Source organism: Xanthomonas sp. NCPPB 2933 (assembly GCF_056725225.1).
In genome coordinates this window covers 2667024-2691196 of the sequence record NZ_CM161518.1, presented here as the reverse complement: position 1 = coordinate 2691196, position 24173 = coordinate 2667024, and the positions used below count along the sequence as shown (strand labels likewise).

At 59.6% G+C, this 24173-nt stretch carries 27 protein-coding genes; 8 read left to right on the top strand and 19 right to left on the bottom strand.

Annotated elements, in window-relative coordinates; translation table 11 throughout:
• Positions 1-256: 256 nt before the first annotated feature.
• Positions 257-4033, bottom strand: coding sequence for a hypothetical protein (locus tag AC1PLU_RS11085; RefSeq protein WP_481108434.1), 3777 nt, complete (start codon positions 4031-4033; stop codon positions 257-259).
• A gap of 683 nt (positions 4034-4716) precedes the next feature.
• Between AC1PLU_RS11085 and AC1PLU_RS11080 the strand changes: the two genes are divergently transcribed.
• Positions 4717-5466 (top strand): hypothetical protein, encoded by a 750-nt coding sequence (locus AC1PLU_RS11080; RefSeq protein ID WP_481108433.1) that lies wholly within the window; start codon positions 4717-4719, stop codon positions 5464-5466.
• Between the two features lie 307 nt (positions 5467-5773).
• Here the strand turns inward: AC1PLU_RS11080 and AC1PLU_RS11075 are convergent, their stop codons facing one another.
• Both AC1PLU_RS11075 and AC1PLU_RS11070 read right to left on the bottom strand, forming a co-directional pair.
• On the bottom strand, positions 5774-6112 hold the full coding sequence (locus AC1PLU_RS11075; RefSeq protein WP_481108432.1) for a hypothetical protein: 339 nt from the start codon (positions 6110-6112) through the stop codon (positions 5774-5776).
• A complete protein-coding gene (locus AC1PLU_RS11070; RefSeq protein WP_481108431.1) occupies positions 6052-7143 on the bottom strand; it encodes a hypothetical protein in 1092 nt (363 codons plus the stop codon). The genes AC1PLU_RS11075 and AC1PLU_RS11070 overlap by 61 nt, the downstream gene beginning before the upstream one ends.
• Positions 7144-8092: 949 nt before the next feature.
• Between AC1PLU_RS11070 and AC1PLU_RS11065 the strand changes: the two genes are divergently transcribed.
• On the top strand, positions 8093-8665 hold the full coding sequence (locus AC1PLU_RS11065) for a hypothetical protein (RefSeq protein WP_024939966.1): 573 nt from the start codon (positions 8093-8095) through the stop codon (positions 8663-8665).
• A gap of 327 nt (positions 8666-8992) precedes the next feature.
• Here the strand turns inward: AC1PLU_RS11065 and AC1PLU_RS11060 are convergent, their stop codons facing one another.
• From AC1PLU_RS11060 to AC1PLU_RS11045, 4 genes are all read right to left on the bottom strand, one after another.
• Positions 8993-9334 carry a hypothetical protein gene (locus tag AC1PLU_RS11060; RefSeq protein WP_024939967.1) on the bottom strand — a complete coding sequence of 114 codons (342 nt, stop codon included), beginning with the start codon at positions 9332-9334 and terminating at the stop codon, positions 8993-8995.
• Complete coding sequence (locus tag AC1PLU_RS11055; RefSeq protein WP_481108508.1) at positions 9331-9831, bottom strand: Cap15 family cyclic dinucleotide receptor domain-containing protein; 501 nt, start codon at positions 9829-9831, stop codon at positions 9331-9333. Before AC1PLU_RS11055 ends, AC1PLU_RS11060 begins: the two co-directional genes overlap by 4 nt.
• A 149-nt stretch (positions 9832-9980) precedes the next feature.
• Positions 9981-10865 carry a nucleotidyltransferase domain-containing protein gene (locus AC1PLU_RS11050; protein WP_024939968.1) on the bottom strand — a complete coding sequence of 295 codons (885 nt, stop codon included), beginning with the start codon at positions 10863-10865 and terminating at the stop codon, positions 9981-9983.
• A gap of 154 nt (positions 10866-11019) precedes the next feature.
• Complete coding sequence (locus tag AC1PLU_RS11045) at positions 11020-12105, bottom strand: site-specific integrase (RefSeq protein WP_104552424.1); 1086 nt, start codon at positions 12103-12105, stop codon at positions 11020-11022.
• Between the two features lie 105 nt (positions 12106-12210).
• Between AC1PLU_RS11045 and AC1PLU_RS11040 the strand changes: the two genes are divergently transcribed.
• From AC1PLU_RS11040 to AC1PLU_RS11030, 3 genes are all read left to right on the top strand, one after another.
• Entirely contained in the window at positions 12211-13152 is a 942-nt protein-coding gene (locus AC1PLU_RS11040) for a DNA-binding protein (protein WP_039815236.1), read from the top strand.
• 296 nt (positions 13153-13448) lie between these two features.
• Complete coding sequence (locus tag AC1PLU_RS11035; RefSeq protein WP_481108430.1) at positions 13449-13754, top strand: DUF3653 domain-containing protein; 306 nt, start codon at positions 13449-13451, stop codon at positions 13752-13754.
• A 136-nt stretch (positions 13755-13890) separates the two neighbouring features.
• Complete coding sequence (locus AC1PLU_RS11030) at positions 13891-14223, top strand: hypothetical protein (RefSeq protein ID WP_481108429.1); 333 nt, start codon at positions 13891-13893, stop codon at positions 14221-14223.
• A gap of 25 nt (positions 14224-14248) precedes the next feature.
• Here AC1PLU_RS11030 and AC1PLU_RS11025 read toward each other — a convergent pair whose 3' ends face one another.
• The 9 genes from AC1PLU_RS11025 to AC1PLU_RS10985 all read right to left on the bottom strand — a co-directional run bounded on the left by AC1PLU_RS11025 (position 14249) and on the right by AC1PLU_RS10985 (position 19512).
• The gene (locus AC1PLU_RS11025; RefSeq protein ID WP_481108428.1) at positions 14249-15439 is read right to left on the bottom strand and encodes a zonular occludens toxin domain-containing protein; all 1191 of its coding nucleotides are present in this window, start codon (positions 15437-15439) and stop codon (positions 14249-14251) included.
• Entirely contained in the window at positions 15436-15726 is a 291-nt protein-coding gene (locus tag AC1PLU_RS11020) for a DUF2523 family protein (protein WP_481108427.1), read from the bottom strand. The genes AC1PLU_RS11025 and AC1PLU_RS11020 overlap by 4 nt, the downstream gene beginning before the upstream one ends.
• Complete coding sequence (locus tag AC1PLU_RS11015) at positions 15726-17201, bottom strand: A coat protein (RefSeq protein ID WP_481108426.1); 1476 nt, start codon at positions 17199-17201, stop codon at positions 15726-15728. The genes AC1PLU_RS11020 and AC1PLU_RS11015 overlap by 1 nt, the downstream gene beginning before the upstream one ends.
• Before the next feature lie 147 nt (positions 17202-17348).
• Complete coding sequence (locus tag AC1PLU_RS11010) at positions 17349-17600, bottom strand: hypothetical protein (protein ID WP_481108425.1); 252 nt, start codon at positions 17598-17600, stop codon at positions 17349-17351.
• Positions 17597-17803, bottom strand: coding sequence for a hypothetical protein (locus AC1PLU_RS11005; RefSeq protein WP_046932246.1), 207 nt, complete (start codon positions 17801-17803; stop codon positions 17597-17599). The genes AC1PLU_RS11010 and AC1PLU_RS11005 overlap by 4 nt, the downstream gene beginning before the upstream one ends.
• Positions 17804-17806: 3 nt before the next feature.
• A complete protein-coding gene (locus tag AC1PLU_RS11000) occupies positions 17807-18103 on the bottom strand; it encodes a single-stranded DNA-binding protein (RefSeq protein ID WP_481108424.1) in 297 nt (98 codons plus the stop codon).
• Complete coding sequence (locus AC1PLU_RS10995) at positions 18100-19041, bottom strand: rolling circle replication-associated protein (RefSeq protein WP_481108507.1); 942 nt, start codon at positions 19039-19041, stop codon at positions 18100-18102. The genes AC1PLU_RS11000 and AC1PLU_RS10995 overlap by 4 nt, the downstream gene beginning before the upstream one ends.
• A gap of 95 nt (positions 19042-19136) precedes the next feature.
• Positions 19137-19295: a hypothetical protein gene (locus tag AC1PLU_RS10990; protein WP_481108423.1), complete on the bottom strand. Its 159-nt coding sequence runs from the start codon at positions 19293-19295 to the stop codon at positions 19137-19139.
• On the bottom strand, positions 19288-19512 hold the full coding sequence (locus AC1PLU_RS10985; protein WP_481108422.1) for a hypothetical protein: 225 nt from the start codon (positions 19510-19512) through the stop codon (positions 19288-19290). The genes AC1PLU_RS10990 and AC1PLU_RS10985 overlap by 8 nt, the downstream gene beginning before the upstream one ends.
• Before the next feature lie 123 nt (positions 19513-19635).
• Here AC1PLU_RS10985 and AC1PLU_RS10980 point away from each other — a divergent pair, with 123 nt between their 5' ends.
• Positions 19636-20034 carry a DUF3693 domain-containing protein gene (locus tag AC1PLU_RS10980; RefSeq protein ID WP_481108506.1) on the top strand — a complete coding sequence of 133 codons (399 nt, stop codon included), beginning with the start codon at positions 19636-19638 and terminating at the stop codon, positions 20032-20034.
• Between the two features lie 3 nt (positions 20035-20037).
• Here the strand turns inward: AC1PLU_RS10980 and AC1PLU_RS10975 are convergent, their stop codons facing one another.
• From AC1PLU_RS10975 to AC1PLU_RS10965, 3 genes are all read right to left on the bottom strand, one after another.
• Positions 20038-20688 carry a TraX family protein gene (locus AC1PLU_RS10975; RefSeq protein ID WP_481108421.1) on the bottom strand — a complete coding sequence of 217 codons (651 nt, stop codon included), beginning with the start codon at positions 20686-20688 and terminating at the stop codon, positions 20038-20040.
• A 62-nt stretch (positions 20689-20750) separates the two neighbouring features.
• On the bottom strand, positions 20751-22556 hold the full coding sequence (locus tag AC1PLU_RS10970; RefSeq protein WP_481108505.1) for a transmembrane repetitive protein: 1806 nt from the start codon (positions 22554-22556) through the stop codon (positions 20751-20753).
• Positions 22557-22569: 13 nt separating this feature from the next.
• Positions 22570-23169 carry an NfuA family Fe-S biogenesis protein gene (locus tag AC1PLU_RS10965; RefSeq protein WP_006450396.1) on the bottom strand — a complete coding sequence of 200 codons (600 nt, stop codon included), beginning with the start codon at positions 23167-23169 and terminating at the stop codon, positions 22570-22572.
• Between the two features lie 88 nt (positions 23170-23257).
• Here AC1PLU_RS10965 and AC1PLU_RS10960 point away from each other — a divergent pair, with 88 nt between their 5' ends.
• Both AC1PLU_RS10960 and AC1PLU_RS10955 read left to right on the top strand, forming a co-directional pair.
• Positions 23258-23614 carry a 4a-hydroxytetrahydrobiopterin dehydratase gene (locus AC1PLU_RS10960; RefSeq protein WP_481093293.1) on the top strand — a complete coding sequence of 119 codons (357 nt, stop codon included), beginning with the start codon at positions 23258-23260 and terminating at the stop codon, positions 23612-23614.
• The gene (locus AC1PLU_RS10955) at positions 23611-24033 is read left to right on the top strand and encodes an energy transducer TonB (protein ID WP_023904058.1); all 423 of its coding nucleotides are present in this window, start codon (positions 23611-23613) and stop codon (positions 24031-24033) included. Before AC1PLU_RS10960 ends, AC1PLU_RS10955 begins: the two co-directional genes overlap by 4 nt.
• The last annotated feature ends 140 nt before the right edge of the window (positions 24034-24173 follow it).

Below are 24173 nucleotides of genomic sequence, written 5' to 3'. Positions count from 1 at the left end.
TCTAGGTGATCCCGGCCGGCTATTTATCGGCACTGACGACGAGCAGTAGATTAGGGATGTTTATGGGGGTTTATCGGGGGTAGGGGCATGGCACCTTTCGACCCTAAGCAGCCGTTTGGCAGCGGTGTGCCAAAACCGGCCATTCGCCCAGCGCGAAGCCGTCGGGCAGAAATTCAAAGGGCGGCGGGTCCGGCCTAAGACTCCGCGAGAGCCGCGATCGGCGTCAGAGTCCCGCTGAGGATGCTCGGATCAGCAGCTATTCGAAACTCTGCTCGCCTTCCCGATCGCGCTTGCTCTCATGTTCGATCCAGCGTTCCAGTTCGGGCAGCATGTCGGTGACCCATTGCCGAACCTCGCCTCCGACATTATCACCCAGCGTTGTGATAGCTGCGCGACGCCCAACCAGGATATCGGCGAGCGAGCCACTCCAGCTGCGGGGACGCAGCCGCGACCAGATATCACCGAGAAACGCCCGCTTGTCTCGCGCGTGGCCCAATATTTCCAGGAAAAGCCTGGAGACACCATTCTCCTCTTCGCCCTGCCGCCGCTTGAACATAGCGATGCTTTTGCCAAGCAGCGGATAGCGCCGATCGGGATCGATATTCGCCCACTGAACAAGGGTCTCGGCGCCGACATCTTCCACCGGCGTGCCAGACCCGAAGTCCCCCTCAAACAGTCCCCGATTCCTCGGCCGGAGCTCAGGAAGCAGGAATTCGTCGAGAGCGATGAGGGGATGCGTTTCGAAGAGCGCCTTCAAGACATAACCAAGATCGTAGGACGAGAGATAGACGGTCTCCAGCCCGACCCGGACCCGCGCGCAGATCTCGCGCAGCGTCGCCGCACCATCAGGTCCGGCGCAGCAGACCCGAATGACGGTATGCAGCCCGAAATCGCGAGGCAACTGCTTCTTCCCGAAGTCGGCGCACAGCAGCAGCTCACGGCCGACGGCAATCAAGGATGGAGCGCGTTGTTGGCCCTCCTCCCGATCGCGGTAGAAGTGCATGTGAAGGATATCGAGCGCGATCTCCACGCCGTCGGCGAGACTGGCGATGTCCGTGAGCAGCGGCCCGAGCGCGTCGGGTGGAGACTCGCCGACGCTGCCATTGGCGATGCTGTGAAAAGTCCGCGCCGACAGGACGCCACGTTCAATCGCACGCCGAAGCCGCGCAATGCCCTGGGTATCGATAGCAACACGCGCCTGAAGATAGGGCAAGCTCGCGGCGAGATCGGGATTCTCGATCACATCCTCCAGCGCGGCGTCGGCGGAAGCCGAATCCCTGGCGTTTGCGCCATGGATGAACCCGCCCAGCACCGTCGCATTCCGGCTGTCCACATCGGCGGCAGAGAAGAGACCCAGCAGTTCCCGCCACATCGCATCAAGATCGGCGGCGCCATCCGACAGGCCGATGCCGCACTCGTAGGCGCGCTGCGGATGTTGTTCGGCGAGCAGTTCGGCGATGAAGGTAGCGCGCGTCTCCGGGTCGTGCGCGAGCGCGGTTCCGATCTCTTTCGCGAGCTGGGAGGCGCGCTCATACGGCTTCATGACATCGCCGTCGTCGGCATCACCGTCAGCGACATCCCAACCGAAACTGCTGCGCCCCAGTACCACCGCACGGGCCTGATGGAGAAGATCGGTGGGTTTCAGGCGGTCGATGAGCGCGGTGAGACGCGCGCGCACCTCATCAGGCATAGCGTGGCCCTCGAAACGCAGCGCTGTGCGGAAGCCGATCCACCCCTCGATCCAGGGCCGCTCGGAAGAGAAGTGGGTCGCTGCCCGTTCGAGCGCATCGTGACAGGCGCCGAAATGCCACAACTCCCTCAAGCTATGGGCAAGGTGGTCCCGGGCGTTTTCGATGATTGGCGAAAGCTCGACCGCCAAGTCGACCGCGCCGTTGTACCAGGCCCAGATGTCGCCATAGGTCGGCGGGTGCCAGCCATAGTCGCGTGACCGGGCGCCGAAGTCGAAGTCGCTGGATGAACTGAAATGGTGCGCCTTCAGCAGCGCATCGAGACCGACGCTGACGCAGCGCATCAAAGCCGGATCACCAGATTGCGCGAACCGGCGCACAAGCGATCGCCGCTGGTCCGGCAAAGCCTTGGTGCCGGACAGGTGCAGGTGAAACAGCTCGGCGAACATGTTCGATGCCGAGTTGTTGTTGTGATTGGGCGGTTCGGCGGAAAGGAACTGGGCAAGCAATGTCGCCGCGCGGTCGAATAGCGGTGGATCGTAAGCGAGGAGCTTGATCAACCGTATCCACTGCCATCGGTCGCTCGACTGCGGATCGAGTATCTCGGCGCCTCGCGGCCCGGCCACGTCTCGCTCGATCTTTGCGAGCACGCCATCGGGCGCGACCGGAGCGATATTCGTGATGATCTGGAGGCCGTCTTCGCCCAACGCCGTGAGATCGCCAAGAAGACCGTCGGCACCGAGCCAGCGCTCGACCGCGGCCCGTGCCTCGGCGCTGTCGTGCAGATAGCCGAGGCGGCGCGAAAGGGACTTCTGCATCCGCACCGTGAGCGACGCGCAGAAGCGATCGAAATCGGCCGGGGGCATGCGTTCGAGGGCGAACCCGGCGAGCGGGTTGGCGATCGCGTGCGGCAGGATCGCGCGCCACCGTCCGCGCAGCTGCGCGATCCCGCGCTGACGAAGCGTGTTCAGCGCCGCATATATCGTCGCCACGGAAGCGCCGCGAATAGCAGCAACCCGCGCAAGTTCGCCGCTTTCCGACGTGTCTTCGCCATCGATCGAATAGAGCAGCGCAAGGTCTTCGGCGGCGGAAAGGAGATCCCGGTCGGGCTCGTTGCGCTGGTGAAAAATCCGCTCGAAGAGGTCACGGCTCTTGAGCTTTCCCAGCGTCTCGCCTTTCCCGAGGGTTTCGGCGAGGGCGCGCGCCACGCGGAAATTGCCGTCGCTGAACTCCGATATCGTGCGCCGGTCCACCTGCGTCACATTGGGGAAGGTCTTTTCCAGCCACAGTTCCACCATTTCGGGCGATGCTGATTGCAGGCGAAAGACCTCGGTACGCTCGGGCTCATCGTCGCGAACATCATATTCGACCGTGAGGAGGCTGACCTGGCTCCCCGCTTCCGAACAGATGCGGGTAAGTTCGCTGTGCGTCGCCGGATTGCAGTTATCGACGATCAGGATCGCACGTTGCCGTGCGATAACTAGCTGGCGCGCCATGTCCCGGGCGGTCGGGTCAGTCTCGACCGAATAGTCGGTATAAACGGCAAGCCCCGGGTCCAGCGGCGCCTCGCCGACACCATCCTCGAACAGTGCCTGCACGAGACGAGTCTTTCCGAGACCGGACAAGCCGATCAACCGGATACATTGGCGAGCTTGGGTCAGAGAGACGCGAAGCCGGGCGAGACCCTCGCCGATGGTGAGTTGCTCGCGGTCGCTCGTTCGCTCATCAGTTAGGCAAGCCTTGTCATTGAAGAGATAGGGCGTCTCCTCGCTCACGCCGACGCCGCACCAATCGCCGATGCTGCTCCAGCCCGACATACCGATGCCGAGCCGTATGCGGACCCAGGCGGCAATCCCTGGATAGTGATTGACCCATGTAGCCAGCCGGTCGCGATCGTAGAAGTCGCTATGCAACTGACCGGCCTCAGGCAGATCGTCGAGCTGCGCCCGGATCGCATCGCGACGATCGCTCAGCGGCTTGTCTGCGACCGACCCTTGCGCGCTGACGATGATGTAGGCGCCCGAGCGAGCGGCGAGTTCGGCGATGACCGGCCGTAGTACGCCGCCAGGACGCATCTCATTGCGGATTGCGCTCGCCGGCATGTCGGGCTTCTTTACCTGAAACCCTGTGTGCTGGCTCGGCACGAAATCCGGCATCAGCAGTGCGGACGGGCACTCGACCCGGACATCAAGCCCGCCATCGGCCGCATCCTGATTGCCGCCAGCGGTCACCGACGAACTGGGGCAACCCTGCGCCCGCAATTCTGCCAAAGCGAGACGTGCGACGAGTGTCCGCAGATCGGCGTCATTGAGGTCGGCGACTTGTGCGCCAGTAATTTCGAACATCGTTCTTCCCCCCCTTTCATCAAGTATAGGAGAGCATGCGGGAGAATAAAGAGCGGTTAAGCGATAGTTGGTCCGCCACGGCCGCGACGAACTGCCAGTTGTTCCATCGCCACGCATGATGCCTGCGAGTGGCTTGCTGAGCTGGCGCTCCAGCGCCGGTGGCCACGGCACGAGCGCGAACTCGCGCGATCCGGCGGAGAGGCTGTTGGGTCGCCATCTGCGCGATTTCTTCTAGGTGCGGAGCACCTGAATCGTCTCGAGATGCTTTAGCGCCGCGTTATCCAGTCCGTTCGTGAAGAAAAAGCGTTTGCCTTTCACGTCGCCGAAGAACTTCTTGAACCGATTGACGGTGACGTCGGCATCGGCGCCGCCGGTGGTGCTGCCTATGCTATTTCCTCGAGAATGATCGGCGGCCTCGAAAGGGCCAGCCTGAACGAATGTCCATTCAGCACGATTTGCGGCTCAGAAGCAGCCGGTGTGGTTCCAGCCAGTTTTTGCCTTTTCCCGTAGGTCGCCTTGGTGATAGCCGAATGTCAGCTATTGGCCGAAGGCCGATACTTGATCGGCGAATCAAACGGTGCTGAGATGAGTTCAGTTAGTCTGTAGAGCCGGGTAGCACGTCTGACAGTCGAGCCATCCGGAACCCACGTCGCGCCGCCCAACGAATTCTGGACTCAGCACTAATGCCTCAATTCCTAGACCCTGATATCGAGAAGCTCCGAATGCTCGAGGCAGAGAAGGCTGGTCTGCAGGTCTTTAGGAACTACAGCAAAGCCTTCGAACAACATCGAGCGCGAAAGTTCGCCGAGGAGGCTGATCAGGTTGATTTCCCGCTCGTGGACTTTACGGCGTTGTGTAAGTTGATCGTGTCAGAACAAGAGCGGTTTGTTCCAGTGATTGCATGCGCATATGCGGACGATCTGTTGAAGGCCATGTATCAAAGGGAGATACCACTATCCGTTCCAGGCGGACGTGGTGAGATGCTCTCTGGTCTTGGCCCTCTCTCGGCGTTAGCTCAACGGATTCAGGTCGCGTACGCGTTCTCCTGGCTTAGTGAGGACGTTCTCGAGGAGCTAAATCACCTTAGGAAGCTTCGCAACGATATCTCACACAGGTGGGATGTCGCAGTCCTGAAAGAAAGGCTGGATGCGCTGATCCATGAGAGACAGCGGCCGATCGAAGAAACCTTGGCAGATGGCGTTCGGCTTCCAAAGGATTTTCACAAAGCACTAGACCCTGTGCAGAGATTTCGAGTGCGGATTTTGTGGGTAATGGGACGGCTAACGTATGAAACACGCTGGTGGGTTCCTGCGGTGAAAGCAAAGTTGGATCCGGTTAAAGCATTGTATGGTTCATCCAAGCCCTCACTTCTCGAGAAAGTCGCTGATGTGTGCGTTGAGGCGACCAAGGAAGTGTGTGCGAGTCAAAACTAGGAGGCTAGCGGCGGCACTATCGAGGTGATTCGCCTGAACCGCATCACTCCCACCTGACGGCCGCCCGCTTTTGGCCGCGAGCGGACATTGACGGGCAGGGGATTAGGGATGTCTATCGGGGGTAGGTTAGGGCGGCCTCCGACCCGAAGCGGACATTCCGCTTGGTCCTTGCCTAGGTCAAGGCTCCTGCGCGTGACAAGCAGAGTGGCGCATCGCGCGGGATGCCTCCGCAGCACGCGCATTATGCGACTCCGTAAGGATTCTCGGTCAACTAAGCTATGTGCTTTTCTTGGGAAAACTGAAGCCCTCAGTGCGCCGTGTCGTCCGGGAGCAGAATGTGGGTGATCGACGCTAGCGGATGGAACTCATCGGTCAGCCGCAGCGTGCTGACCTGCCCGTCGGGCTGCAAAGTGTGGTGTACCGCCGTGGGAAAGTGGCGGGGATCGAGCGGATAAAGGGCGCGCGGGTTGTGGAAGATATCCAAACCTTCCGACCACGTTTCCCAATAGTCCTCGTCGACCTGGCGCGCGAACGGAGTTGGCGCGGCGGCATTGGGATCCGGGCTCAAGGCGAAGCCTTTTCGGATCATCTGCACGCGACGCGATCCGAAGCCAGCGACGAAGCCCATGCGGTTGAACTTGGACAAGGTCGCGCTGTTGTTGAATAGCACGGCGCTAACATTCTCAGCCTCGGGTTGGTCGAAGAAGCCGGTCGGAATGACCTTCTCGCCCCATCGGTGCTCGGTGACGCGGCGCGGTTCAATAACCAGGCGACCTTCTGCGTCGTAGTGCCAGCCGTGGTCGTAGCCATAGAGGTAGATGCCCAAGCCCGAGCGGGCACGGACCATCGACTGCGGTGCGTGGAAGTCCTGGATCGCAAAAGCAGGGGCTTACCAGCGACGTGCGGCAAGGTCCAATAGCGCTTGCGCAGTTTCGCCGTGAGCGGACCGCCGAACTTGATCGGCATCCACTGCTTAAGGTACGCCGCGATCTCCTCGTCTGTATCGACCGGCGGAGGCGGCACGCGCTGCCCTTGCGCATCCAGCGTGGGATTGACCGTGGTCACCTCGATGGCGAGTTCGCCGTTGCCGTCATTGGCTAGGTAATCCGGCGCGGCGCCCTCATGGCGAACGGCAAAGCCGTTCTCGACCAACAGCGCGAACACGTACAGTTCCATCAGCCGAGCATCGAAGGCGGCGGACTGGAACTGCTCGACGTAGTTGCCATCGATGTCATCGTGCCAGCGCATCATCGCGCTGATGAGATCGCGCGCCGGGCTGTAGCCTTCGAGGTCTCGCAGACTCACGAAGCTCGGGTCAGCGCGCACCTCGGGCACGCGCGGGGCGAAGAAGTCCACGGCGCGGCGCGGTTCGTCGCCCTGACATCGCTCTTCGTCCAGGCGCGCCAGCAGCCCCGGCGCCTGCTCGAGCATCGCGGCTGCAGCAGCCTCGGGGTTATCGAAGAATTTCGTCCCGTGAATCCAGCGAAAGCGCTCGACCAAATCGCGTGCGAGAAAGGCGCCCTGGTACTCGCCATCGACGAGCTCACGCAGCACCAAGCCGAGCAGCCGGCCATCGCCCGATTCGTACCAGGCGTGCTCGTCTACCAGATGCATCGCCGGCCCGATGCGGCAGTAGGCAGCCAGGGCCTCGAAGCGTGCGCGGCTAATAGGTTGCATGTGCAAGCCACTCAGGAGGAAGGAGCTGCCGCCAAGTTGCGGCGGACAGACCGTGGGAAACGCGGTACGGACTTCGAAAATATCACATTGCTGCCTTGGCCTGGCAGCGCCGAACAGCCCGGCCGGAGCCGGCGAAGTCAATCATCATTGTGATGATGGCCATTCCGCGGCGATGCGCAAGGACCATCCGGAAGTCGACTGTTGGCGCATACTCAGAGCAAGCCAAGGGCCGCTATTGGCCGAGAGCGGACCTTTGCGCAGCGTGTAGGGCAGGGGCTGCTATCCAATTTTAGGATTAGATCGATTTATCGAGGGTAGGGCTAATGCGCGTTCCTGAGCAAAATCGGTCATCGAGTAGTACGCTTCCTGACGATGTATCGAAGATTGGAGTAGAGATGATCGTCCCAGAGGTCAACGGATATGGGGGCTCTGGCATTGAGTCCTTTGAGGAGTACTTCGCTCGCTGGCCACTGGAGCTAGGTAATTTCCCTCGTGACGTTGTGGAGAACTGGGTCTACCGCCACTGGCAAGATTTTGGTCGACATTGGCTAGATCGCGACCTATCACGCTTTGAGTTCCATCTAGTTGAGCTAACTAATTCAGAGGTCATGGGGATTGGCCATATCAAGGACTGGATGCAGACGTTGGACTACTGGGGCGACGAGCTGTTTCGATGTGCGAGCAGGAGCGCAACCTGGCTCGCCAAGTCAATGCTTGACTATGGGACATCACCTGCGCCCATCATCGTGGCACCTCAAGCATCTGGCATGTATCACCCTGCGGGGGAGCCAATGCATGATACTCAGCTGATCGAGGGCCACTTGCGACTTGCATACCTGCGCGGAATGATTCGACACAATCATTCCTCATTACAGGAAAGGCATGAGGTGTGGGCGGTTTGTTTGCCTCGGGATTCGTTTGAGCTGCCAGGATCACAAGCGGGAGGATCATGAGAGAGCTATACATTCCCAAAGAACTTGGTGTCCGGCTCTACTTCGACGGAGAGCAGCCGAAGTCCTCTTCCTCAGAGAGCGGATTTGAGCAAGCGCTCGCGACGATTGAAAAGAACCGCTCGGAGCTGATTACTGCGGTCGTGCTCCTCGAGGACAGAATGATTGAGGCAGTTGGCACTCTTCTCTTTCGCACGCCTACCTCAGGCGATCTCGAGCGAGAGTTCTTCACTAAAGAGATCATGGGGACCTCAGATTTCTCCTTTGCCTTCAAACGCCGGGTGTTCACCAGGATTCTTGAGCAGACCAAAGCGCTAGATGCTGCAAAAATCCAGGCGGTCAAGGCGGCACTCAGCAATATTATCGCTTGGCGCAATGCATTCGCGCACGGAAAGGTTCTGCATGAGCTCAATGGAGGTTTTCTCCTGCAGTACTACAGTGGCGGCCATCAAGAGCTAGTGCTCGACGATGCATTCTTTGAAAAAGTCGAAGCGACGATGCGACATTGCCTTTACACGTGTAATGACGTCATCCAGCGAGCGCGCTTAGACCCTGGAGATGAGTGCACATAGCACTCGGCCCCAGAGAGGGCACCTTGCGGCCCAAGAAATGGCGCTGGCCGGCCTTCCTTTGTTTGACTGGCCATCTCCTAAGCACTTCAAACGCCGCTTTAGTTGCGAAATAGGGTCGGCAAGGCCACTGCACTTCCCGCACTTCGTCGAAGTTCGGAGGGGCGGGCGTAGGCCATTACGTGTTCGGCATGTTTGTGGGTCGCATGCCACCGTGCATGGTGCAGACATGATGATCACTGGCGGGCGTCGACGCCGGCAGGGCTTGCAAGCCCTGCTGCCCTTGGGCGATCCATGGCCCGTGGACGCGGCCCGCATGGAGCGGGTGAGTCAACGCCTTTCTTCAATCTGTTCGGAAATAACACGTCGGATCTTATTCTCAGTAATCTCTAAAATCTCAACTCGATTGATGAGTACTCGCTCAACACTGCGCGACCTAAGCTTATCGTAGAGCCATGCGGAGAAGAGCCCAACGTCGATATCTACAGCGAGCTGCAAGATGTACTGGCTGATCTCGGGAATGCCTACAGCTTTGCGAACTAGCGTACCCTTGAAATGAAGCTTTGCGCCTCCTGGTGCGTCGATGACCATCCCTCTTTGCATCGAGTTTGAATCCGAGATGAGGAAAGGCAGTTGACGGTCGAACGACTCGATATCGACGGAAATGATCATGATTTAGCCTTTGCGTCGAAGTGGGCTTTCGCATCCACAAATCGCGAGAACACTTCGTCGGTTCGCTCCGTGAATTCCATGTGCCCCACAGTCTTACGGTCTGTCCAGTAATCAGCTTCTAGAGCGCATGGCATGTATTTTCTAGCGCCATGAGTGGCTATTACCGCCGCCCCGACATGTCTTTCGCTGCGGACTCCGCGCAATGACACGCTAGGCGTATTCGCATAAGCAATTGCGATTTCAAAGCGCGATGCACAGGTGCTGGGCTTGATCGAGTGAGCCAATAGGCAAGACTCGGATTCGGGAGTGAGCAGGTGGATCTCCAGCTTCGACGCAGTTTGCGTCACCGCGGCAAAAGCCGATATGGGCGGGACGCCTTGGTTTGTCTCAGGGTTCACCCAGCTTGACTGAATAGTAACTTTCCAAGTCCCCCGGATGTCCGGACGATCGAACAACACTCCCTGGAGGAATCTAAGCTTCCATAACCAGTGTTCCATCGCGTATGCGACCAAGACCAGTGCCGATACAACGGTCGTGAACGGAGCTGCGTGCTCCCATGTTAGCTTCGTTCCCTGAAGAAAAAGAACTCCTGCCCATGCAGCTGCGGCTATGAGCAATGCTGCAGTGACCTGCGGTCGAGTGAACATCATGCAATCCCAATTCGCGTGCGTCCACGATCAATGAATGCCTTGAGCTGTTGCCGCTTCGTTTCATTACCCTTGAGCAAGTACTTGAGATCGCTTACTTCGCCCCATTCGCCACAAGCGCCCATGCTTGAAAGCTGAGTCGACAGATAGTTCAGTGCGGCAGTAACGTCCTGAAATAGCGTATCGTGCATGAAAAGCGCATCCGGCACATTCCAGATAAGACACTCAACATTAAACCCCTTAAGTGGTTTTGCTTCGGGAACACCTTCGTCGTCCATGACGTTCCTCAACTTCTTTACGATTCGGGCGATCTTGCGATAGGCCCGCTGAGTACTGTTATTCTTCTCGTTTCCGTTTGCGTAATGTTGATCTGGCCAATTTATGATCTTTACGCCCTTGTCGCTGTAAAGCCGGGTGCCACTCAAGTACGTTCCGGCGTTCTGGTACCTACGGTGCTCAAAGACAGGAACAACGTCCGCATCGACGCGATATGTGGTCTCGTGCACGTCGAATGCCTTGTCTCCACGTGTTACGTGCAAGGGGCCAAAATAACCCACGAGGGCGTCGCCAATGTCTTTCTTGAATTGAGCGTAGGTGTAGGTGCCGGGTAGATTTCCAAATGTCTCTCGTGTAGTCCCTTCAGGGTAGTCCGCGAAGAATGTGCCGCCCGTATAGATAACTGCGATATCTACATCGCTATCCTGACGAACGTTTACGCGATTCCGATATGAGCCTTGCACGAATGCGCGAGTTACTGTCGCCAACGCTGGCCTTGCGGCGAGCGCCTTTTTGATGGCCGTAATTGAGTGTTCAATCTTGTCGGTTTCAGTCTTGCTAGGTGACTGAGCCCACCTGCCAAAGCACGCTTCCCATTCTGCGCTCACGATCAACTCCCTTTAATTGTTCTCCCGTGACCACTTTGGGGGGCGCGGCTTTCCAGTTCAAGGCCGGAATTAGTTGGAAGCGATTTCAGGCCCGCACGCAGGGGTTCAGCGGAACTGGGCTCAGCCTATGCGACAGCCGTTTCAACGGCGACAGTCAAGTCTCCAGCAAGCGAGCAGCTGGGTTGCCTGTGGCCCCGCCCGCCTGGAAATACCCCACGACGCTCGACACCGACCGGTGCTCGGTCAGTTGCATGATCGCCGGCAGCGCAACGCCCTGACGGCTGGCCTCGGTCACGAACCCTGACCTGAGACTGTGCCCGCCAAAATCTCCCTCCAGTCCGGCCAGTCGCGCCCGCCGCTGTACGATCTCGCCTACCGCGGCCGGAGACAGGGCAGGGCCGACGCGCTGCTTCCACAGCCGTCGGAAAATCGCCCCTTCGGTGATCCCGGCTGCGTCCAGCCAGTCCTGCAGCGCGAGGGCGGCCCGATCGAGCACCGGCTTGTCCGGGGTCGAACTCGCGGTGACGCCGGCCTGCTGAGTCTTGCTGTGCTCCAGGCGGTAGATGTAACCCGCCTCGCCGATCCGGCGCAGGTCGCGCAGGTCGGCGGCGGCGATCTCACTGCGCCGGCGCCCTCCGCTGGCAAACCCGAAGCAGAGCAGGGCGCGATCCCGTATTCCTTCCAGGCTGTCGTCGCAGGTGGCCAGTAGGGCTTCCAGCTCGGGCAGGGTGATCGCGGTCTTCTTGCGCGGCCGCTCCCCGCGTTTGACTGCGGCTCGGGCGGCGCGGCTGAGCACGGTGCGGATCGCTGGCTGTTCGCAGGGATTGGTCGCCTGTTTGAGCCTGTGTGCGGTAGACAGCACGGCGACTCGATGCCGCACGGTAGCCAAGGTCCAGGGCCCAAGCTTGGCCTTCAGGCCGGCCGCCACCAAGGCCTGGTCAACCAACGGCGGCAGTTCCCACGCCAGCTCACCGTCAGTCGAACGGCGCTGCACGTGGTCGACCACAAACTGCAGCACGGTGGCTTCGGGCACCGGTAGTGCGAGCTCGAGGCCGTAGCGCGCGGCATGCCAGCCGGCCCAGTAGCGCAGGGCACTGGTGTAGCTGCGGGTGGTGTTCTCGGCCGCTGCTTCGGCCAGCAACTCGCGCACCGCGTCCGCCGCCTGTTGCGCCAACTGTTCGGGTAGCACCAGCTGGTGGACGGTCTGGACGAGGACTGCACTAGTGGAATTATCATTCATAGTATGTAATGTGCGCTACGAATAAGCGTGCGTAGCCACGATAATCATCACTTATCGTGAGTACGTCAACTGCGGAGCAGGGCGCCAGTACGGGAGACAGTTGCAATGGCCAGAGGCATCACCGAGTCCGACGTGCACGGCGCTGCCGATGCACTTGTTGCAGATGGCGAACGACCAACGGTCGAGCGCATCCGCGCCCACCTGGGTACAGGGTCACCGAACACAGTTGTGCGCTGGCTGGAGACTTGGTGGCAGGGTTTGGGTTCTCGTTTGGCAACGGACCGTCAAGTCCGGATCACCACGGCCAACGTGCCTGAAGCAGTCGCGTCCTTGGCAGGGCAGTGGTGGACGTTGGCGCTGGACCACGCCCGAGTGCACGCTGATGAGGCATTGGCTGCTGATCGTGCATCCCTCCTAGACGCCCGAGAAACCTTAGAGCGAGATCGGCATACCATGCAGACCGAATTTGCCCGGCTGAAAAGCTTGACACACGAGGCTCAGCAAGCGGAACAGCTCGCTGCTGCAAGGACCTCGGAGCTGGATCGTCTTGTCGAGCAGCTTCAGCGTCAACTGGCCGAACTTGGCCAGCAGCGCGACGCCTTAGCTTTGCGTGCCACCGGTGCAGAAGGCGCCAGTGAAATGTTGCGGATCCAGCTCCAGGAATTGCAGGATGTGGCGCGTGCCGAGCGCGACAATTTGAGCCAACACGTGCGCACCACTGAAGACCGGGCACATGCTGAGATCGACCGTGCGCGTCAGGAGTCCAAGCAGGCCAAGCAGCAGCTAGCTACGAGCCGGCGAGAAGCAGCGCTGACTGAGCGCCAACTTGAGGAAGCGCTAGATCGCGCACAAGGCAATGTTTCCGAGCTCCGCCAAGACCTCACGATCCAACAGGCACGCGCCGATGCACTTGAGGCACAACTGGCCAAATTGAACGATCTGCCGGCAGCACTCGAAGCAGCCTGGCAGCAACATGTTGGACGGAGTCAGCCCAAGCATCCAGAACCTGTGCGGTCTAAGCGAAGTCGCGGCAAAGCGGCTCCCTGATGCCAAGCAAGGCATGGTGTCGTGCTGACTACGCGGAGAGCACCCAGCCTTACCTTAGGATCGTGTCCCGTGGGAGAGAAAAAGTCCTTACAAATCAATGAGGGGCACGATCCGAGGAAAAAGGACACGAATTTAAAAAACTGACAGCAGGCAAGATTTGATCCAGAGCCAGATCCACCAGATCCTATTTCGCATAATGTATATTATGTCAAGGCGCTTGGGTCGCAGGTTGGGTTCGTTTGCTGCTGCGCTCACGCAGCGGCGGCGACGATGGCACGCCGAATGGAGTTCGGCACATGCGTAATCGAACACTGACCGGCCACTGGGCCGGTTTTTCGTTTCAGAACGGCTACCTAGTCACGCCCGAAGGTCGAGGCATGGAGCCTGGACAGCTGAGCTATCTGGGGCTGACGTGCACGATCGCACGCGAGTGGTCGACAATGATGACCGAGGAACGCGCAGCGCGAGGCCTCGAGCTCAAGAAAGCTGGAAACCCTTGCGGCGCAAAGGTTTCAAAAAGTGATTCGCAGATCTGCGACGTAATCTACCTGCGGGACGTGCTGCGGCAAAGGCGCGAACAGCGGTCTTCAGTGAGTGGCTGATGCGGGGTTCGCCGTGGGTGCGGGTGTGGGCCAAGATGCTGCAGGCCGACTTGTCCAAGGCGCGGGTGAGGCGTTATCCGTAGGGGCCCTGCCCCTACACCCCTACAATCACCAAAATTCTACGGGGGGGGGGGGCATGGATAAGGCAGGCTGGCAGATCTCGACGTTCATAGCAGGGCTGGCGCTGGTCGGTACCACGTTCGGCCTGGTGGCCAACAAGAACGCACTGACGCAAGAGAGAAACGATAAGCAAGCCTGCCCTGAAGCTCAGATTGAGCCAAGTTACGTAACAGAAGATAAGACAATGAACGAAGCGCGCCGGCTAGCACTGGAAATCTCAGTGTCAAAGGATTTCATGAGTCGCCCCGACAATGTCAGATGCGAGGGGGGGCGACTGATAATTCAAACAGAGCATGGGTTCGAATCGTTGACGCGAAACGGACAGGCGATGAGCTGCGACGGCCCATGAAACTGTTTCGTGATCAGTCACGGAATTACATTTCAAGAGTCGTTGCTTTTGTGTAGCTCTGCGCCTGGTAACCAGGCGATTCTGGAAAGGTGCCCTGCGCCCTGGATGCCTTAGGCAGAACTGTCCCCGGAACGACCTGTGCGGCCGCCTGTCGGTCTTGCTGGCCTTTCGACTGGCTCTGGTGGGCTTCGGCAAGAGGGCGCGCAGAAGAGCGCTCAGGAGCCTTGAACGGGTTGTAAGGCTCGCCATTGCGAGAAATCTCCCTGCAGACGTCATCGCGCATTGGCACACGGGTGTTCTGCTCGGTAACACACCGGCAGCTGTTCGCGCTGCTCATGCAATATACGTGAGGATCGGAAACAATCGGCCTGGCCATGTACGCCGGGGCTGACCAAGGCACGTCCTGGACCTGTGGCGTGATGGCGGCGACGTAGTCACTTCCTGTCTGCATGCTAGGGCGACCAGGCGCAGAGGTCGCAGCAGGGGTAGCACCGCCGGTGCGCGTCGACGTAGTCGCCGCGAGCCCGGCGGAGCCACCCTGCTGCTTTGCCACGTCAATGTCGCTATAGGCACGCTTGAACAGGAAGAACCACGCACCACCAAGCAACAGTGCACCAGTACCGCCGATCAGAATCGCCTTCTTGACCAGTGCCGGCATTCGATACTTGATCGTGTGATCGCTATTAGCAGACACGTACATCTTGCCTGCGGTTTCGATAGGGAATTTGAAGGTCTCGCTATCGGCCTTGGAACGACCACGCGGGCTACGCGGATCCTCCATGATTTCATCGCTGCGAAACAGCTTTGAGGAGAGCTTGCCGGACTCGCGCAACAAGTGCTCATGGCACCCCACCAGATCCTTGATGTGACTGTCGAGGTACTTCGGGTGCTGCGTGAGCAGCACCATGCGCACGCCCTCCTCGCCTCGCATCGTGTTCATCGCTTTGAGGTAATCGGGTGCGTACCCTGCCCGCCTCTCACCGAACCACTTCTGCGCCTCATCGACAAAGAGGATGGAGCCAGCAGGAAGCTCCTGCCACTTGCGCGGATCTTCCCAATCAATGACGCCAGGAACAGCAAGGCCCTTGAACCCGGACTGGTAAACCTTCTCGCCTTCTTTGATCGCATCGTTCATCAGGTTGACGCTACGCAAGGTCTTGCCACTGCCGAGAATGCCAGTGATAAGCGACATGGCAGCTGTTTTATAGATGCTCATACAACATCCCGCTTGCCAAGAAATAAGCGCTCAGTGCCCTTGAAACCGTAGGCACTGAGGATGATCGAAACGGCAACGTCGATGCCGATGGCATGGAGCCAACCTGCAATATTGCCGGGCATGGTCTGCCACTTGACCATCGCCCAATCAAGCAGAGGTTGCAGGATTAGCGCGTAGCTGCCGAAACCGATGCCAAGACCGATAAAGGTCTTAGTGACCCAGCGCGCTGCCTTGTCAATGACAAGCTTAGATAGCCAGACGCCAAGACCTTCTGTGAACAGACTCATTAGGACCCCCTGATGATGGATATCGCGACAAGCGTTGCGGCTGCGATGATGAGCATGCGCAACACAGGTAGAAAATCTAGAACCTGCTGAGGCATCTGGAATTTCTGGCCTTCGATTTCGAAGTCGTAGCCAAGCCCACCGGAGCCACCGCCATACGCGACGAGGCCCTCATTGAGCTTTGGACCATCGCCCTTCTCTTCGAGCAGGATGGAACCTTTGCCATCATCTCCATCACCAGTGCCGGCGAGACCCTCGACACCTTTCTGCAGCGCTTCGCCATTGCAGCGAGTACGCCATTGCTGCAAGAGTTGGGCGTACTGCTCAGCCTTACAGCTGTTACCAGTACAAACAGGAACATCGCCGGCATCGCATGTGCTGCCCTTGGTTATTTCGTTCTGTGTCGTGTTGCACTGCGTTTTCCATGTGAATTTCAAATGCAGGCACTTGAGCGTATCGCCTGTGCACATGGGAGCGACCGTGCAATTCCCACTATCAGCGGCAGAGTCTTTATCACCATCTTTGCCGTCATCACTGCTACCAGTGCCAGGCTTACCGTTTCCAGAGGTATTACCGCTGCCATCGGCGTTGTTGTCACCGGTCGAGTTTTTCGCAGTACCGCCCGGAACGCTTTCGAAGTTGGTCACGTTGTACGTGATGCACCTATCGTTGATGCATGCGGTCTGCTGGTGGCCCTCTTTACGCTGCCACTCTTTATCTGAAATGTTGACATCAGGCGGCGTCACAGCTTCGCCCTTCGGCGACTTCACCTGACCATCCGTAGCATCAGTCTTCTTGCCGGTCTCATTAGGTTCCCAGCAAAAGGTTTTGCCAGTCGATGACGTGGCACACGTATCGCCATTAGGCTTGACACAGGCAGTTTGATTGCTACCAAGTGCAGTGCACTCAGGCGCTTTTTGCTTCACCGCATCCTCTTTTTCGGCAGTGGGTTGCGTAATGTCTTGGCTGGGCTTCGCAGGCCTACACACGTCGCCGTTATACGTACGGTCCTTCATGCCAAACATGTTGACTCCACCGGACTGCACACTGAAACTCGTCCCCTGCACAGCACATCCACCGATGCACTTAGGAGGTTGCATGTACCAAGGCGCTGCATCAGCAAGCTTATTTGCGTTACGACTGGCGCAGGTCTCTCCACTCCTATACATCCAGTTTCTTGCGCTGCAATTGCTTTCGGTCACGCCGGCGATCCTGACGTAGCAGCGATAGTGGTTTGCTCCGTCTACAGGACAACCCCATTTCTCAGCAGTGCTGCCTGGGTACCTTGCTTCCAACTGTGCTGCCGCCTCATCTTGCGCAGCCATGCAGCCCGAAAACGCAATGCCCTGATCGCAGTATTGAGGAATGCCCTCATTACCGGGCAAGGCATTGGTTCCACAGCCCACCATCTGCGCGTAGGCAGGAGAAGACAAGGGAGCTTGCGCGATCAGCACAAGCACCATAGTCAGAACAGCCATAAAGAGTGTCCGCATCACATCCTCGCAGCGACAGAGGTGAGGATCACCCACCAGGCCAACATGACCAGACCTTCCATTGCATTTCCCCTATAAAAAAAGGGGAGGTCGCCCTCCCCTGTTGTTCAAGCAGATCAGCAGATCCGCGCCTTACTTCTTGATGATGCCGGCAGCGCGCATGCCCCAGACCGCAGCAGCCATCGCAAGGATGATGACCACCGCATAGCCGGCATAGGTCACGATCTTGGTGGTGATGGTGCTGGGATCGAACGTTGCATCCTGGGCGAAGGCCAGCGACGGCAACATCGAGACGGTGCCGACAACACCAATGGCGCGAGCCTTGGCGGACGAAGCAAGCGCCTTGGCGCGAAAGATCAGGGATTCACGGTTCTTACGGTTCATTTCAGCTCTCTCTCTTCAGGTGGGAATAGCAGGCGTTTTGCGACGGCGACGATCATCACTGAGGTGAAAAACGCCGCGCCGACCTCGTTGGCCTGGTCAACGGTGGGTAGGTAATGCGTCCAGTCGGATTGATCCAACCAGACCTCTTGCGTGCATTGGCCCGAGCCTTCATCGAAGGTGACGCATGTGAGGACGCGGGCCATGTTTTAGGCGACCCGCGCCGCCGGCTGGACAAGCTTGGCGGTCTGATCGGCAACGAGCCGAATGCGACGGCCAAACTCCAAGCCGCCATATTTGTTGTTCTGCATCGATTTGGGATCGATGACGTAAAAACCTTCGACGTATGGCGCTTGATCTTCGTCAAGACTGATGGTGAACGGCAGCGGGAAATCGCCCTCACGCAACACGGCGGCGGTCTGCTCGCGGAAGTGCGTTGCAGGCTTGCCATCGCGAGCCGGAAACGAACGGATGGCGACAGCGGAACTCATGATCTGAACTTTCATAGTGGGACTACCTTCCAGGCGAATGTCCGGCCGAAGATGAATGTGACTTTCCACGGAGACGGCCAGAACTCTCCGGTAAGCCTGTCGAACCAACCGCCCTTTGCTTTGCGGATATCCGCTTCCCCGCCGAGAGCTTCACGCGCGTCTTTCGGGGCTTTCCACCAGCGCAATTCGCGCTTGGATTCTGTGTTGAGTCCACCGACACCGTGTGTGCGGAATCCCTTGGGAAAAGCTCCAGCTGTAAGGGCAGTGAACTTGCTTGCGTACTTGGCGAGATAGCCGACGCAGTTGCGGGCTTTCTCCATTTTGGTGAGGCCATGTTTCCACCATCCCTTCTGATCAGGCTTGCCGAACCAGATGCCCTTTTGCACCCAGATCAAGAGGTGGTAGTGGACGCGGAGACGCTGGGTAAGCTCCCCGACCCATAGGTAACGAAGGCTTTGACCTTTAAACCGGCTCCGTCGATTTGCAATTCGATTGAGGTGGCTGCGGAAGCATGCAAGTAGGCCGCTAACGTCGCCAGGGCTTGCGTTGCTTCCATCGTCGTAGGTGAGCGTGAGCATGTACCACGCACCTTGTCGCGAACCTTTCCGTGCTTCCTGGTCATGCAAACGCGCTCCGGTGATAACGGACTTGCGCAGCCGTTGCGCCTTCGCTTGAAGGGGATCTATTTCGATGGTGACGGTGCCGGTTGGCTTACCGCCCGTTTGAGTTGTTTTGTAATGGACAAGCCCAAGGGCCAGCGCTGCGCGCTGGCCCTCTGCGGTCAATGCGACCGGATGGGCAGCGTCGAACTCACGCACGCTTGTACCGACTACGCGCTTGTTCTTTTGGATCTTCTCTGCGGCAATTTCAGTGCGGCGCGTAGCAGCCTGCATGACGCCCACAGATGCATCGAACGCGGACAGCTCACGCGATTGAGTCGGCTGTTCCTGCATCCGGATACGTGCGTTTTTCGAGGTGCATGCAACACACAAACCGCCTGGAAAAAAGTAGGCAGTGGTTTCGCCGCAGAATGAGCATGTGCCGGCACTCATCGGCCACCCTTGCGAGCAGAGGAAATGAAAAACGGTGCAAGAACCACACACACAGCGAAGACGATGAAGGCACCCTGCCCGAAGAAAGCGAACAGGCAGACCGCAGCACCGACCAATACGGCGAGATAGAAAGCGAAAAGGAAGAGGTCAAGCATGGGCAACATCGCGCTGGGCAGCAGAGCGAACAGAACGCTTGAGGTTTGCAATGCGCAGCTGGTGCTTAGAGCTGGCGATGAGGACCGCGGCGCGGTAATTGGCATCGACCAGGTCGAAACGGCGCTGGCGAACGTAGCGGAAATAGCCGATGACGCCGCGCAGGTATGCGCAGGCGATCAGCACCAGCAAGCCGGTCAGAATAAAGTGATGCGTCACGATATTGCCCCCTCCCCTGCCCCTTGACGCAGACCCCGGAGGGGAGCCGGGGGTCGCGGTGTTCATCGATTAGTGAACACGGGTGCATGTATATTCTTTGGTTAACACCCTGTCAACAAAGAGCTGAACATGCTGGCGACAAATGAACTACTTGACAAAGTGAGAGAATGCCGCTCTCTCCCGTCAGACAACGTTCTTAGCCAAAAAATTGGGGTGACAAGAGCAGCCGTGAGCATGTGGCGCAGCGGGTCGGCGCAAATCCCAGATAAGCGGATTGCGCAGCTTTGTGAACTGGCAAAGCTAGACGGCGCGAGTTGGCTGGCGAGAATTCACACAGAGCGCGCAGGCTCGGCGGCAGAGAAAGCGCTATGGCAATCGATATTGGACAGGCTGACCCCGGTCACTGCGGTGGTCGGGGCGATGGTTCTGGCCATCGGCATGATGCCGGCGACGAGTCGCACAAACCCGATTAATATCAACAACTTGCACGTCCCGACCGCGCATAGTCTGTATATTATGTAAAATTCAGATCGCTACGTAAGAAATTCCCGCCCAGAACGCCAGATGGGTCACATAGTAGAAATAGAACATCCTGTGCGTGCGCGGAACTGGTAACGGCATTCGCCCTACTGCGATTAGTGGTAGAGCGAGCAGCGCCCAGAAGTTGTGGTTGACGACGCACAAGGACAGTGCTGGCAACACAAGCAACAACAGCGCGGCGACACCTGGTTGTAGCCCCCATTGACGTGGGTTCCGCCAGAACGTCCACGCGCCTAAAACCACTGCCAGGCCGCTCCATTGATAGTCCACGAAAAACGGGGCCGGCACGCTGCAAATTGCCAGGAATACCCACTGACGACGCTCGATTGCCAAAATGCAGGTTGCAGCCAGCGAAAACGACAAGAGAACGTTGAGCGGCAGCACGTCCTGAAACGCTATGGCAGCGATGGGTGCGGCGACAATACCCCAAAAAAACAGGCGTTTTACCGACTTCTCGATGTCGGTTCTGGGTTGCGCAAGGTTGTACGCCAGGATGAGGGCGAAGAGTGGAAAGGCGATCCTGCCCAGTTCTGTGACGACTGGGACGTAGCCAACGTGCAAGATTTTCGATGCGTGGTCACCTGTCATGAAGAGGACAGCAAGCCACTTCAAAAACTCCCGGCCACCACTAGTCACGAGTGTGCATCGCTGAGTTCCCTCGCAACTTTGTCAGACAACGCAGCGATTGGTAACAAAATTCAGTTCCCGCTACGGCCCACTGCTCCCCTATCCTCCTGCAACTCCCGCTTGAACGGCACATCCGGCGGCGGTCTTGCGGTCGCTGGTTGGTCGTTGAGATTCGGGTCGCTTAGGCCGCAGCCGCCGCCGAACTGCAGCAGCGACACCACGCAGCTGATCTTGGTGGTCGTTCCCGGGATCGGGATCTCGATCTTCTTCAGGCCGCGGCGCACCCATTCCTGCAGCAGCGACTGGTTCGGCATCCAGTACTTGTCCAGCGAGGTCGGCGTGTAGCCGTACGGCGGACGTTTGAGCCAGGTGCCGCCCTGGGCGATCTGGTCGCGGGTCCAGGTGTCGGTGTCGCTGCCTGGCGGCCCGCGTTCGCCCGCGCCGTTGCCTGTATCGCCGGTTCCGGCGGCTACGCGGACGCTGCCATCGGCGTTGAACATGCCGTCGCGTTGGCCATTGGCGCCGGTCGTTTTCCCGTCACGGTTGCGGTCGGATTTGCTCCAGTCGTCGGCTTTGGTTGCCACATCCCAGCCACCGTTGCGGTCTGCCGGCTGCGGGCCGGCGTTGCTATTGGTTGCAGGTTTGCTGGATGAAGATGCCGCTGCCGCGCTGGTGGATTGTTCGGATCGCGATTGGGTCGCTTGCGATTGTGTGGACGGCGCAGTGGAAGGCGTCGGCTGCGCCGCAGCGCTAGCGGCCGATGCTGTCGGCGACGGAATGGTCGGGGTCGATTGGGCAGGCGCCGCAGGTGCCGGCTGAAGCTGCGGCGCCGGATCCGGCACGCTCGGCAACTCCGCCGTTCGAACCGCTATTTCCGGCATGCGAACCGTCGGCGTGAGCTCGCGATTGCGCACGACTGGCGCAACGACCTGAGGTCGATCCGGCACGACGATTTCGCGCTCTCGAACCGTTGGCGCATCGGCAGATCGCACCGCAACGTTGGTGGCAGGACGTTGCAATTCGCGCAACTGCGGCTGTTCGGTTACCGTCTGAATCTCACGCTGACGCACCTGTATCTGAGGCGCTGCAGCCTCGATCGGGCGCGGAGCCACGGTGATCGTGGGCGGTGGCGGCACTACGAAGTCGTTGGTGGCTACTGGCGTTTCGGTCACTTGCAGCGGCGATTCGATCGTCACCGGCGACACCTGCACCCTCACCTGCGGCACATCCGGCGTCGTTGGCTCGCTGAAGGCAGCCACGGGTTCGGGCGCGACCTGCTGCGGTTCGTCAGCACTGGAGCGATCCACTGAATCTGTCGCTTGCGGCGACGTCGGCGTTGCCGAAGCAGTCGGATTACCACTCGCCGCATTTGCTTGCGACGCTGTAGACGCTTCACCCGACGCCGCCTGCGCAGCAGCAGGTTCCCCTTCACCACCGCCCTGCTCCGCCGCACCTTCGCCGATGAAGCTCATGCGCACGCGCGATTCGTCACCTTGTTTGGTTTCATCTGGCGCCCAGCGCACGCTGACCACCCAGATCAACAGGGCGATGAAACCGAGGTGGATCAGAAAACTGCCGAGCAGCGCCAGCCAGTGCAGCGGGCGTTCGTCTTTCCGGCGCGGTTCCCAGTGTTGCCACCACAGGCTGCGAAAGGCCTGAAATGGAGACAGCAGCGCAGCAGTCTGTAAGCCGTGCGGTAACGCTGGCCGCGCCAGCAGCACATCGGTCACCTGGCCGCGGTCGAACGGCGCAATCACGCTGTCGCGGTTGCGCATCCAGGTTGCCCATCCGTAAGGCAGGCCAGTGCGCCGATCCAGAATGAGCTTGCTCGGCATGCGCGCGCGCAGTGCCTGCAGCAGATCGGCGGCCGTTGTCACCGGTGGTGCGGAATCAGGCCGCGCTGTCGCGCGGGATATACGGCGCGTCGCCGGTGGCGTGGTCGGTCGCGTCGCGCACCGCAATCACGCCGGGCACGCGTCCCATCAAGGTCTTCTCGATGCCCTGCTTCAAGGTCACATCGGCCATGCCGCAACCGTGGCAACCGCCGCCGAAGCGCAGCAGCACCACACCATCGGCCGAGACCTCCTGCACTGCCACGCGGCCGCCGTGCGAGGCCAGCTGCGGGTTGATCTCGTTCTCCACCACCCAGCGCACACGCTCCACCATCGATGCCGAATCAGCCGGCGCTTCGCCCTTGATCTTGGGCGCCTTGATGGTGAGCTGCTGGTTGCCGGTGGACTGGGTGACGTAGTCGATCTCGGCGCCATCTACCCACGGCACACTGGCGGCGACGATATATAAGGTGAAGCCGTCGCAGTCGATCGCCCATTCGTCGCCGCTCAGGTCCGCCGGTTCGGCGAACTCGAGGCGGGCGTCGGCGCGCGGGGTACCCGCATCCACCGCGCTCAGGCGCACGCCCATGCCGGGCACGCCCTCGCGTTCGATGAGCTTGCGGAAATAGGTCTGGGCTTTGTCGGATATCTGGATCATGCGGGTTATTCTACCGCTCAATGCGCCCGCGCTCATGGAACACCGTGATCCCGCTGGGCGCGCTGTCCGCCACCCCTGCGAGACCGTCATGACCGATCTGATTCCCCTGGAGCAGGCCCATTGCCTCCCGCGCAAAGGCAGCGACCACAAACTTGGCGAAGCCCGCCTGGCCGAGCTGTTCCCCCAGGTGCCGGGCTGGGAGCTGGCCGAAGCGGGCACGTCGATCACCCGCACGTTCCGCTTTGCCGACTATTACCGCACCCTCGCCTTCGTGAACGCGCTGGCCTGGATTGCCCACCGTGAGGACCATCACCCCGATCTAGGCGTGCATTACGACCGCGTGGTGGTGCGCTATTCCACCCACGACGTCGGCGGGCTGAGCGAGAACGACTTCATCTGCGCGGCCAAGGCTGCGCAGCTCTACGATCAGGGAGCCACTGCATGACCCGTTACCGCACCGCCCTCGCCTGCCTATTCGTTGCCGTCGGCATCAGCGGGTGTGGCAAGTCGTCCCAGCAGGCGTCCGCGCCAGCGGTTGCACCGACCGAGCTGGCCGCCTTGAAGACGCCGCCGCCGGAATACTCGCCGCAACTCGCCTGCGCCGGTGTCGGCGGCACCTCCGTGCTCAGAGTCGTGATCGGTACCGAAGGCACCCCCACCGACGTGTCGCTGGCGCAAAGCAGCGGTCAACCGGTGCTGGACGAGGCCGCGCAAACGCGCGTGCGCGAATGGAAGTTCAAGCCTGCCACCCGCAACGGGCAGCCGGTGCCGCAGACGATCCAGGTGCCGGTCGCGTTCAAGCCGCCGGTGCCGCGTCCGGACGAATGCTTCGCCATCGAAGAGCGCGCACGTCGCGGCGGCTGAGCGTTGATGGAATCTCGAAGGTAGCGCGTCGCCAGACAGGCGACGCTGGGGAAACGGACAGGCGAATGGCGCATGTCCGTTTCCAGCAGCAAACGCATTCGTTTGTTTGTCCGTAATCGTTCTGCCCATCGCACCAGGCA